We start from the raw sequence: 12,122 nt of genomic DNA on the forward strand, positions 1-12,122 counted from the left end.
GGTCACTGGGATGCGCTTTAGAATGCTCAAGTTCGACTCCATACTTGCCGATAGCCAGCCACAGACTCTCATTCAATGTAAAGGTGCTACTGACTACACCTGTAAGATAAGTAAGATGGGGAAAGCATGAGCACCATTTTGATTGTTCTCGCTGCTATGCTGGTCAGCGCATTGATTGCAGGGTGGCTGTACAGGCGACGCATACAGCGCCGTTACCGGCTGCCCTTTTTAAATGCCTTCGCGGGTGCGACAACGCGTAAACTCACGCAAGACGAGCGCGATGCAGTTGAAAACTATCTCGAAACGCTGAACCGTTCTCAGTTAACGCCTGGGCCGACGGGAGCCACGACTGCACCTGTCGCGCTTAAGCTTAACGCGCAAAGTGACACCGTGCTCTGCGTGACGCGCTCCATCACGCGCTACGGCATTACGACTGACGACCCCAACAAGTGGCGCTACTACCTGGATTCGGTTGAGGTGCATCTGCCTCCGTCCTGGGAGCAGTACATTAACGACGAAAACAGCGTTGAGCTGATTCATACCGATTCGCTGCCGCTGGTAATCTCGCTCAACGGCCATACCCTGAATGACTATCTTCACGAAGCCCCGCGCTTTGCGCTGGAACGCGCGAGTTCAACGCAGGCCTCTATTCGTGGTGAAGAGACCGAGCAGATTGAGCTGCTGAATATTCGTCAGGAGACGCATGAAGAGTATGCCCTGAGCCGTCCGGACGGTATTCGTGAAGCCATCCTGATCGTTGCCGCTTTCCTGCTCTTTTTTGTCTGCCTGCTGACGCCAGACGTCTTTGTCCCATGGCTGGCGGGTGGCGCGGTGTTGCTTCTTGCGGCCGGGCTGTGGGGGCTCTTTGCCCCGCCGGCCAAAACCTCGCTGCGGGAGATCCACTGCCTGCGCGGCACGCCAAAGCGCTGGGGCCTGTTCGGTGAGAACGATCAGGAGCATCTCAACAATATCTCACTCGGGATTATTGACCTGATCTACCCGCGCCACTGGCAACCGTGGATTGCGCAGGATTTAGGGCAGAAAACCGATATTGATATCTATCTCGACCGCCACGTTGTGCGACAGGGGCGCTTCCTGTCTCTGCATGATGAAGTGAAAAATTTCCCGCTTCAGCACTGGCTCCGCAGCACGGTCATCGCCGCCGGCGCCGGGCTGGTGTTTATCATGCTGCTGCTTTTCGTGCCGCTGGATATGCCCATCAAATTTACCCTGTCGTGGATCAAAGGCGCGCAGACCATCGAGGCGACCAGCGTCAACCAGCTCGATGAAGCGGGTGTACGGGTGGGCGATACGCTGCGCCTGAAAGGCACCGGAATGTGTAATATCCATACCCCGGGGGCGTGGAACACGCGCCAGAATTCACCGTTCACGCCGTTCGACTGTTCGCAAATTATCTGGAACGACGCCCCGCCGCTGCCGCTACCAGAATCCGAAGTGGTGAATAAAGCCACGGCGCTGACCCAGACGGTCAACCGCCAGCTGCACCCGAAACCGGACGATGATTCACGCGTCAGCCCCGCGCTGCGTTCCGCCATCCAGAAATCAGGCATGATTCTGCTGGATGATTTTGGCGACATTGTCCTGAAAACCCAGGACTTATGCTCCTCGCAGGATGAGTGCATACGCCTCAAGAACGCGCTGGTTAACCTCGGGAACAGTAAAGACTGGGACTCGCTGGTGAAACGCGCCGAGGCGGGACGACTGGATGGCGTCAACGTGCTGCTGCGTCCGGTCAGCGCGGAATCGCTTGATAACCTGGTCGCCACCTCGACATCGCCGTTTATGATGCGCGAAACCACCCGGGCGGCTCAGGCGCTCAACAGTCCGGCACCGGGCGGCTTTGTGATTGCCAGCGATGAAGGCAGCGACCTGGTCGATCAGCCTTACCCGCAGGTAGCGCTTTATGACTACCCGGCCCAGGAGCAGTGGAGCCAGTTCCAGCGTCTGGCGCAGATGCTGATGCAAACGCCGTTCAGTGCCGAAGGGATTGTCACAAGCATCTACACCGACGCCAACGGCACGCGCCATATCGGCCTGCACCGGATGCCGGACAGCGCAGGATTGTGGCGTTACATTGGCACCTCTCTGCTGATGATCGCCATGCTGATCGCCATTTTCTGGAACGGTTTTATGGCCCTGCGCCGCTACCAGCGCTCCCGCACGCGTCTGGCTGAGATCCAGCAATATTATGAGAATTGCCTCAATCCTAAGCTGATCCCCTCCTCTGAGAGCCTGATCTGATAACGTCGTTGCGCGACAAGATGTGCTACCCTGTCGCGCACGTTTCTTCTGGCTGGAGTTCCCCCCTATGCATCTTGATATCGACTGGCAGCAGGTCGACACCGTTCTGCTGGATATGGACGGCACGCTGCTCGATCTCGCCTTTGATAACTATTTCTGGCAAAAGCTGGTGCCGGAAACCTATGGTGAGCAGCAGGGTATCTCTCCGGCAGAAGCGCAGGCGTTCATTCGTTCGCAATATAGCGCGGTGCAACATACGCTAAACTGGTACTGTCTGGACTACTGGAGCGAGCGCCTCGGTTTGGATATTTGTGCCATGACCACTGCCCAGGGACCACGCGCCGTGCTGCGCGAAGATACGGTTCCCTTCCTGGACGCGCTGAAAGCAAGCGGCAAGCGCCGTATTTTGCTGACTAACGCGCATCCACATAACCTGGCCGTGAAGCTGGAGCATACGGGGCTGGCGTCGCACCTTGATTTATTACTTTCCACCCACACATTTGGTTATCCGAAAGAGGATCAGCGGTTGTGGCATGCGGTGAAGGAAGAGACCGGCCTGCAGCCGGAGCGCACGCTGTTCATTGACGACAGCGAGCCTATTCTGGATTCTGCGGCAACGTTTGGCATTCGCTACTGTCTGGGTGTCACTAATCCTGACTCTGGCCTGGCTGAAAAAAGCTATCTGCGCCATCCGGGACTGAACGACTACCGCCAGATGATCCCCTCACTGACCGTGAAGGAGACGCCATGAAAGAAAAGCCCTCAGATGGGGTAAGACTGGATAAATGGCTGTGGGCAGCCCGTTTTTATAAAACGCGCGCCCTTGCCCGTGAAATGGTTGACGGCGGTAAAGTGCATTACAACGGCCAGCGCAGCAAGCCGAGCAAGCTGGTTGAGCTGAACGCCACCTTAACGCTGCGCCAGGGCAACGACGAACGTACGGTAGTGATTAAAGCCATTACCGAACAGCGGCGGCCCGCATCGGAAGCCGTACTGCTTTACGAAGAGACGGCTGAAAGCGTTGAAAAGCGCGAGAAGACCGCGCTGGCGCGCAAAATGAATGCGCTGACCATGCCCCACCCGGACCGGCGACCGGATAAAAAAGAGCGCCGCGATCTGATGAAATTTAAACACGGTGAGAGCGAGTAACCCTCACCCGCACGAGAGATGAAAATGGCCCAACACGACCAATTACACCGCTATCTGTTTGAACAATTCGCCGTGCGCGGCGAGCTGGTCACCGTATCCGAAACCTGGAAACAGATTCTGGAAAACCACAACTACCCGCTGCCGGTGAAGACCCTGTTGGGCGAACTGCTGGTTGCCACCAGCCTGCTGACCGCAACGCTGAAGTTTGCCGGTGATATCACCGTGCAGCTGCAGGGTGACGGCCCGATGACGCTGGCGGTGATCAACGGCAATAACCAGCAGCAGATGCGCGGCGTAGCGCGCGTTCAGGGCGACGTTCCTGAAAATGCTGATCTCAAAACGCTGGTGGGCAATGGCTACCTGGTGATCACCATCTCCCCGGAGGAAGGTGAACGCTATCAGGGCGTGGTCGGTCTGGAAGGCGATACCCTGGCAGCCTGCCTGGAAGATTACTTCATGCGCTCCGAACAGCTGCCGACGCGTCTGTTCATCCGTACCGGTGAAGTGGACGGCCAGCCTGCTGCGGGCGGCATGCTGCTGCAGGTTCTGCCAGCGCAGGACGCACAGACCAATGACTTTGAGCATCTGGCGACGCTGACCGAAACCATCAAGGCGGAAGAACTGTTCAACCTGTCGGCGACCGACGTGCTGTGGCGTCTGTACCACGAAGAAGAAGTGACCGTGTACGATCCGCAGTCCGTGGAGTTTAAGTGCACCTGCTCGCGCGAGCGCTGCGCTGGCGCACTGAAAACTCTGCCGGATGAAGAGATCGACAGCATCATGGCTGAAGATGGCGAAATTGATATGCACTGTGACTACTGCGGTACGCACTACGTGTTCAATTCAATGGATATCGCTGAAATCCGCAATAACGCCTCTCCGGCGGATCCGCAGGTTCATTAATACGCTACCCCTCACCCTGCCCTTTCCCCTTTGCGGAGAGGGTTAGGGTGAGGGGCAAAAATCCCCCAAAAGCTGAATCGTTTTCCCTATGTAACTCTTACGTAATTTTCTTACATGTATGCGATTACATTCACATTCTCTCCGATAAAATCACCACCTCTTAACCTTTTCGGAACATTTTCCCCAACCAAAAAGCGATTCCTGCGATAATCCGCCTGCACTGTGACTGGAGTCGCAGCGTTTTCCGTTAGTAAGGGTTTTATCCAGATGCACAAATCTATGAGCCCCGTCGCGGTTAACATCCCCAGAAAAACCCTACAATTTCAGGCAGTACATATTGGCTAAGGAGCAGTGATATGCGTGTTACTGGTTTAACCCCGCAAGATCTCAAGGCTTATGGTATTCACGACGTCCAGGAAGTGGTCTACAACCCCGATTACGATACGCTGTATCAGGAAGAGCTCAATCCAGCACTGGAAGGATACGAGCGCGGTGTGTTGACGAACCTTGGTGCTATCGCCGTCGATACCGGTATCTTTACCGGTCGTTCGCCGAAAGATAAGTATATCGTCCGAGACGAAACTACCCGCGATACGCTGTGGTGGGCTGACAAGGGCAAAGGGAAGAACGACAACAAACCGCTCTCCCCGGAAACCTGGCAGCATCTGAAAGGGCTCGTCACCCATCAACTTTCCGGCAAGCGTCTGTTCATTGTCGACGCTTTCTGCGGCGCTAACGCCGATACCCGCCTTTCCGTGCGTTTCATTACCGAAGTGGCCTGGCAGGCGCATTTCGTTAAGAATATGTTTATTCGTCCGACCGACGAAGAGCTGCAGGACTTCACACCTGACTTCATCGTGATGAACGGTGCGAAATGCACTAACCCACAGTGGAAAGAGCAGGGTCTGAACTCCGAAAACTTCATTGCCTTCAACCTGACCGAACGTATTCAGCTGATCGGCGGTACCTGGTATGGCGGCGAAATGAAGAAAGGGATGTTCTCGGTCATGAACTACCTGCTGCCGCTGCGCGGTATTGCCTCTATGCACTGCTCGGCGAACGTCGGCGAGAAAGGCGACGTAGCGGTGTTCTTCGGTCTTTCCGGCACCGGGAAAACCACGCTCTCCACCGATCCAAAACGCCGTCTGATTGGCGATGACGAACACGGCTGGGACGATGACGGGGTGTTTAACTTCGAAGGCGGTTGCTACGCGAAGACCATTCGCCTGTCTGAAGAGGCCGAGCCGGATATCTTCCACGCGATCCGCCGCGACGCGCTGCTGGAAAACGTCACCGTACGTGCCGACGGCTCTATCGACTTCGACGATGCGTCAAAAACCGAAAACACCCGCGTCTCTTACCCGATCTACCACATCGACAACATCGTGAAGCCGGTGTCAAAAGCGGGCCATGCCACGAAGGTGATTTTCCTGACGGCGGATGCGTTCGGCGTGCTGCCACCGGTGTCTCGCCTGACCGCCAGCCAGACGCAGTACCATTTCCTCTCTGGCTTTACCGCCAAGCTGGCGGGTACCGAGCGTGGCGTCACGGAGCCAACCCCAACCTTCTCCGCCTGCTTCGGTGCGGCATTCCTGTCGCTGCACCCGACGCAATACGCTGAGGTGCTGGTGAAACGCATGCAGGCATCCGGCGCGCAGGCCTACCTGGTGAATACCGGCTGGAACGGTACCGGCAAACGTATCTCCATCAAAGATACCCGCGCCATTATCGACGCCATTCTGGATGGTTCTCTGGATAACGCCGAAACCTTCACGCTGCCGATGTTCGATCTGGCCATTCCGACGGAACTGCCGGGTGTGGACACGCGTATCCTCGACCCGCGCAATACCTACGGATCGCCGGAACAGTGGCGCGAGAAGGCGGAATCGCTGGCGAAGCTGTTTATCGAGAACTTCGAGAAGTACACCGATACCCCGGCGGGCGCTGCGCTGGTGAGCGCGGGTCCGAAGCTGTAGGTAAAAGCAAAAAGGCAACGAAAGTTGCCTTTTTTAATGTTTTCTCCCTCTCCCCGTGGGAGAGGGCCGGGGTGAGGGCATCAGACCGCACTATCCCTCTTTCACCTGCCCCCGCGTCACCGGAACCGGCAACCAGGCGCGAATGCTCAACCCGCCCCGCTCGCTGGTACCAATCTCCAGCAATCCGTTATGGTTATCCACAATACGCTGCACAATCGCCAGGCCTAAGCCCGTACCGCTGGTGCTGCGCGCGCTGTCGCCGCGCACAAATGGCTGGAACAGATGCTTACGCTGCTCGGGCTTAATGCCCGGGCCGTCGTCTTCCACCTGGAACCAGGCGCGGTTGAGTTCAGACCCGCTGCTAACCTTAATCCAGCCGTTACCGTAGCGCGCCGCGTTAACCACCATATTGGCCACCGCACGCTTAATGGAAAGCGGGTGCATACGAACCTGAATTTCACCGTCCTGAAGGTCAGTATCAATTTCACGCTCATAACCACTTTCTGCGGCCACCACTTCGCCCAGCACCGCGTTCAGATCGGCCATTTCCATCGGCATCTCCTGACCGGTGCGCAGGTAGTCGATGAACTGCTCGATGATGGCGTTACACTCTTCGATGTCCTTGTTAATAGACTCGGCGAGATAACCGTCCTCTTCACCCATCATCTCCGTCGCCAGACGAATACGCGTTAGCGGGGTGCGCAGGTCATGACTGACGCCGGCCATCAGCAGCGTACGGTCATCCGCCAGCTGCTTAACGCCTGCCGCCATATGATTGAACGCGCGCGTTACTGAACGCACTTCAGAGGCACCATATTCACGCAGTGGAGGAGGAATAATGCCTTTACCGACCTGCAGCGCCGCGTGCTCCAGGTCGACCAGCGGTCGGTTCTGGATACGGATAAACAGCCACGCGCCGCCTATCGCCAGCAGCATAATGGCAAGGGTGTAGCGGAACAGCGGCGAGAAATCGCCCTGATGGATTTCAGTCAGCGGAACGCGTACCCAGATGTTGGGTGACAGCCAGGTTTTCAGCCAGACGACGGGCGAGCTTTTGTTGACCTCAACGCGCACTTCCGTCGGGCCACCCAGCTGCTGCGCCATCTGCTGGCTGAGGAATTCATAGTGCTGCGCCCAGCGCAGGCCAGCATCTTCCGCCGCTTCATTGGAGTAAAGCGAAATGCCCAGTTCACGGTAGATTTCACGGCGAAATGCCGGGGGAACAACCAGCTGCGTGCCGTCCTCCAGCTGCAGCTTATCGGTCATCAGCATACGCACTTCGTAGGCCAGGACCTTATTAAACTGCTGGAGGCTCGGCAGAATCGCAAAGTTCAACACCACCAGGTAGGTCGTCACCAGGCTGACGAACAGCAGGGTGACGATCAGTAAGAGGGTGCGGGCAAACGAGCTTCGCGGCGAGAAGCGCATTCGCCTCATGCTTTAGAGCCGTCCGGAACGAACACGTAGCCCAGACCCCATACGGTCTGAATATAACGAGGATGCGCCGGATCTTCTTCCACCATGCGGCGCAGGCGGGAGATCTGCACGTCGATGGAGCGTTCCATTGCGGAGTATTCGCGACCGCGCGCCAGGTTCATCAGCTTGTCGCGGGAAAGCGGCTCGCGCGGATGGCTGACCAGCGCTTTCAGTACGGCAAACTCGCCGCTGGTGAGCGGCATTGGCTCATCTTCACGGAACATCTCGCGCGTGCCGAGGTTCAGCTTGAACTTGCCGAAGGCAATGACGGCTTCTTCCTGGGACGGCGCGCCCGGCAGTTCATTCGCCTGACGGCGCAGCACGGCACGAATACGCGCCAGCAGCTCGCGCGGGTTAAACGGTTTTGGAATGTAGTCGTCCGCGCCGATTTCGAGGCCCACGATACGGTCAACTTCTTCGCCCTTCGCCGTCACCATGATGATCGGCATCGGGTTGCTCTGGCTGCGCAGACGGCGGCAGATAGAAAGCCCGTCTTCACCCGGCAGCATCAGGTCGAGAACCATCAGATGGAAAGATTCGCGGGTCAGCAGACGGTCCATCTGCTCAGCGTTCGCGACGCTACGAACCTGGAAGCCCTGCTCGGTCAGATAACGCTCAAGCAGCGCGCGCAGGCGCATGTCGTCATCCACGACCAGAATTTTGTAGTTTTCTTGCATTGTGTGTACTCCCAAAGGTTCGGATAGTCTTTGTAACAGCGTATTCTAAAAAAGTGCACGTATTCGACCAGTTAATTCTGGTATAAATTCTAGTCGAAATTGTTACAAAGCATATTTAACAGCAGCTTATCTGTTCATTTCATCACATAAATCATTATTAATCCTGTCTGTTACACTGTGTGGTACGTATTGTGCGCAAAATAGAGAACCGGCAGCAAAGGCAGCACCATGAAAACGCCCCTGATCACCCGCGAAGGGTACGAAAAGCTCAAAAAAGAGATGGATTACCTGTGGCGCGAAGAGCGTCCTGAAGTAACCAAAAAGGTGACCTGGGCGGCAAGCCTGGGCGATCGCAGCGAAAATGCTGATTATCAGTACAACAAGAAGCGGCTGCGCGAAATTGACCGCCGGGTACGCTATCTGACGAAGTGTCTCGAAAATCTTAAAATTGTCGATTACTCCCCGCAGCAGGAGGGCAAAGTGTTCTTCGGCGCGTGGGTGGAGATTGAAAACGACGATGGTGACACCCTGCGTTTTCGCATCGTCGGTTACGATGAAATTTTTGGTCGTAAAGATTACATCTCCATCGACTCTCCGATGGCCCGCGCGCTGCTGAAAAAGGAAGTGGGCGATTTAGCCGTCGTGCAGACCCCAGCCGGTGAAGCCAGCTGGTACGTCAATGAGATCGTCTACGTAAAATAGTCCGAGAGCGCCCTCCCCGGCTGGCATTTTGCCGTGTCAGCCCGTATAACTATCCCCTGATTTTTGACCCACAAGATGATTAAGCCATGATGAAAGATTCGCTCTGCCGCATTATTGCGGGTGAACTTCAGGCCAGAGCCGAACAGGTAGAAGCTGCCGTTCGCCTGCTTGATGAAGGGAACACCGTGCCGTTTATTGCACGTTATCGTAAGGAAGTCACAGGCGGTCTGGATGACACGCAGCTGCGTAACCTGGAGACCCGCCTGGGCTATCTGCGCGAGCTGGAAGAACGTCGTCAGGCGATCCTCAAATCCATCGGCGAACAGGGCAAGCTGACCAGCGAGCTGGAAAGCGCCATTAACGGCACCCTGAGCAAAACCGAACTCGAAGATCTCTATCTGCCGTACAAACCGAAGCGCCGTACCCGCGGGCAGATTGCGATTGAGGCGGGCCTTGAGCCGCTGGCAGAGCTGCTGTGGAATGAGCCATCTCACGACCCGGAAACCGAAGCGGCGAAATTCGTCGACGCCGACAAAGGTATCGCTGACACCAAGGCCGCTCTGGACGGCGCGCGCTACATCCTGATGGAGCGCTTCGCGGAAGACGCCGCCCTGCTGGCCAAAGTGCGTGATTACCTGTGGAAGAACGCCCACATCGTCTCTACCGTCGTCGCGGGCAAAGAGGAAGAAGGCGCGAAGTTCCGCGACTACTTCGATCACCACGAACCGATTTCGACCACCCCGTCTCACCGCGCGCTGGCGATGTTCCGCGGCCGCAACGAAGGCGTGCTCCAGCTCTCCCTGAACGCCGACCCGCAGTTTGACGAGCCGCCGAAAGAGAGCCACTGCGAGCAGATTATCATCGACCATCTCGGCCTGCGCCTGAACAACGCCCCGGCGGACAGCTGGCGCAAAGGCGTGGTGAGCTGGACCTGGCGCATCAAGGTGCTGATGCACCTGGAAACCGAGCTGATGGGCACCGTGCGCGAGCGAGCGGAAGACGAAGCGATCAACGTCTTCGCCCGTAACCTGCATGACCTGCTGATGGCCGCTCCTGCGGGCCTGCGCGCCACCATGGGGCTCGATCCGGGCCTGCGTACCGGCGTGAAGGTGGCGGTCGTTGACGGCACCGGCAAGCTGGTCGCCACCGATACCATTTACCCGCACACCGGCCAGGCAGCGAAAGCCGCCGTCGTGGTGGCGGCGCTGTGCGAGAAGTACAACGTGGAGCTGGTTGCCATCGGTAACGGCACCGCATCACGCGAAACCGAGCGTTTCTACCTCGACGTGCAAAAGCAGTTCCCGAAAGTGACGGCACAGAAAGTGATCGTCAGCGAAGCGGGCGCATCGGTCTATTCCGCCTCTGAGCTGGCGGCGCAGGAATTCCCTGACCTGGACGTTTCCCTGCGCGGCGCGGTCTCCATCGCCCGTCGTCTGCAGGATCCGCTGGCGGAGCTGGTGAAGATCGATCCGAAATCCATCGGCGTGGGCCAGTATCAGCACGACGTGAGCCAGACGCAGCTGGCGCGCAAGCTGGACGCGGTCGTGGAAGACTGCGTAAACGCCGTCGGCGTGGACCTGAACACCGCCTCCGTTCCCCTGTTGACCCGCGTGGCGGGCTTAACCCGCATGATGGCACAGAACATCGTCGCCTGGCGCGATGAGAACGGCCAGTTCCAGAACCGTCAGCAGCTGCTGAAAGTGAGCCGCCTGGGGCCGAAAGCGTTTGAGCAGTGCGCGGGCTTCCTGCGCATCAACCACGGCGATAACCCGCTGGATGCCTCTACCGTTCACCCGGAAGCGTACCCGGTTGTTGAGCGCATCCTGGCCGCGACTCAGCAGGCGCTTAAAGACCTGATGGGCGACAGCAGCGCTCTGCGTAACCTGAAAGCCGTTGATTTCACCGACGACAAATTTGGCGTGCCAACCGTCACCGATATCATCAAAGAGCTGGAAAAACCGGGCCGCGATCCGCGTCCTGAATTCAAAACGGCGACCTTTGCTGACGGCATCGAGACCATGAACGATCTCCTGCCGGGCATGGTGCTGGAAGGCGCGGTGACCAACGTCACCAACTTCGGCGCGTTTGTGGATATCGGCGTGCACCAGGACGGTCTGGTGCATATCTCTTCCCTTGCCGACAAGTTCGTTGAAGACCCGCACACCGTGGTCAAAGCGGGCGACATCGTGAAGGTGAAAGTGCTGGAGGTGGATCTGCAGCGCAAGCGTATCGCCCTGACCATGCGTCTGGATGAGCAGCCGGGCGACACCAGCGCGCGCCGTGGCGGCAACGGCGGAGGCCGCGAGCAGCAGCGTCCGGCCACGAAAGCCACAAAACCGCGCGGGCGTGACGCGCAGCCTGCGGGCAACAGCGCGATGATGGACGCGCTGGCGGCAGCGATGGGTAAGAAACGCTAAGGTAACCCCCCCTCACCCTAACCCTCTCCCCAAAAGGGAGAGGGCCGGGATGAGGGGAATAAAATTCTCTCGAAATATATGAAACCGATTGCACACCCATATTTAAACCGCTATTTATCACTCCATTAACAAATACGCTTTTTATTCCTTCCCGGGTAATTCTGCAAATATTGAGCAAGGTCAATCAGACCGCAAATTAATACGATTAACAACATCCCGTCACATTTTTATTATTGCTGATAAAAACTATTCTCATTATCATCGCAGTGTAGATTATTTAACCTCTCGTGGAATCAGGCATTATGCAATTCACTCCAGACAGTGCATGGAAAATTACCGGTTTTACCCGCGAAATTAGCCCGGCCTATCGGCAGAAGCTGCTGTCACTTGGCATGCTGCCCGGCTCATCATTCCAGGTCGTGCGTGTGGCGCCGTTGGGCGATCCAGTTCATATCGAAACCCGGCGCGTAAATCTGGTTCTGCGCAAAAAAGACCTCGCATTAATTGAAGTTGAATCTTTATCCCGTTAACAAGCCAGCGGTTTCGGTGGGTCTAATACA

Annotated in this window: 10 protein-coding genes; 8 read left to right on the forward strand and 2 right to left on the reverse strand. The window is 57.0% G+C overall.

From position 1 onward, the window contains the following. Positions 1–126: 126 nt before the first annotated feature. The 5 genes from INF73_RS06405 (at position 127) to pckA (ending at position 6,290) form a co-directional block, all read left to right on the forward strand. A complete protein-coding gene (locus tag INF73_RS06405) occupies positions 127–2,262 on the forward strand; it encodes an intracellular growth attenuator family protein (RefSeq protein ID WP_028014667.1) in 2,136 nt (711 codons plus the stop codon). 67 nt (positions 2,263–2,329) lie between these two features. Further along, entirely contained in the window at positions 2,330–3,013 is a 684-nt protein-coding gene (gene yrfG, locus INF73_RS06410) for a GMP/IMP nucleotidase (RefSeq protein ID WP_028014668.1), read from the forward strand. Next, on the forward strand, positions 3,010–3,411 hold the full coding sequence (gene hslR, locus INF73_RS06415; RefSeq protein WP_028014669.1) for a ribosome-associated heat shock protein Hsp15: 402 nt from the start codon (positions 3,010–3,012) through the stop codon (positions 3,409–3,411). Before yrfG ends, hslR begins: the two co-directional genes overlap by 4 nt. Positions 3,412–3,429: 18 nt before the next feature. Next, positions 3,430–4,314 (forward strand): Hsp33 family molecular chaperone HslO, encoded by an 885-nt coding sequence (gene hslO, locus INF73_RS06420; RefSeq protein WP_161495995.1) that lies wholly within the window; start codon positions 3,430–3,432, stop codon positions 4,312–4,314. Positions 4,315–4,670: 356 nt separating this feature from the next. Next, positions 4,671–6,290: a phosphoenolpyruvate carboxykinase (ATP) gene (pckA, locus tag INF73_RS06425; protein WP_028014671.1), complete on the forward strand. Its 1,620-nt coding sequence runs from the start codon at positions 4,671–4,673 to the stop codon at positions 6,288–6,290. A gap of 90 nt (positions 6,291–6,380) precedes the next feature. Here the strand turns inward: pckA and envZ are convergent, their stop codons facing one another. Both envZ and ompR read right to left on the reverse strand, forming a co-directional pair. Then, positions 6,381–7,727 carry a two-component system sensor histidine kinase EnvZ gene (gene envZ / locus INF73_RS06430; RefSeq protein WP_028014672.1) on the reverse strand — a complete coding sequence of 449 codons (1,347 nt, stop codon included), beginning with the start codon at positions 7,725–7,727 and terminating at the stop codon, positions 6,381–6,383. Next, positions 7,724–8,443: a two-component system response regulator OmpR gene (ompR, locus tag INF73_RS06435; protein ID WP_001157751.1), complete on the reverse strand. Its 720-nt coding sequence runs from the start codon at positions 8,441–8,443 to the stop codon at positions 7,724–7,726. The genes envZ and ompR overlap by 4 nt, the downstream gene beginning before the upstream one ends. A gap of 228 nt (positions 8,444–8,671) precedes the next feature. Here ompR and greB point away from each other — a divergent pair, with 228 nt between their 5' ends. The 3 genes from greB to feoA all read left to right on the forward strand — a co-directional run bounded on the left by greB (position 8,672) and on the right by feoA (position 12,092). Then, a complete protein-coding gene (gene greB, locus INF73_RS06440; protein ID WP_014885539.1) occupies positions 8,672–9,145 on the forward strand; it encodes a transcription elongation factor GreB in 474 nt (157 codons plus the stop codon). Between the two features lie 86 nt (positions 9,146–9,231). Continuing rightward, positions 9,232–11,562 (forward strand): Tex family protein, encoded by a 2,331-nt coding sequence (locus INF73_RS06445; RefSeq protein ID WP_193540270.1) that lies wholly within the window; start codon positions 9,232–9,234, stop codon positions 11,560–11,562. Positions 11,563–11,864: 302 nt separating this feature from the next. Further along, positions 11,865–12,092 (forward strand): ferrous iron transporter A, encoded by a 228-nt coding sequence (gene feoA, locus INF73_RS06450; protein ID WP_006177893.1) that lies wholly within the window; start codon positions 11,865–11,867, stop codon positions 12,090–12,092. The last annotated feature ends 30 nt before the right edge of the window (positions 12,093–12,122 follow it).

Origin of the sequence: Enterobacter cloacae complex sp. P6RS (assembly GCF_014982245.1) — a bacterium.
GTDB lineage: Bacteria > Pseudomonadota > Gammaproteobacteria > Enterobacterales > Enterobacteriaceae > Enterobacter > Enterobacter bugandensis.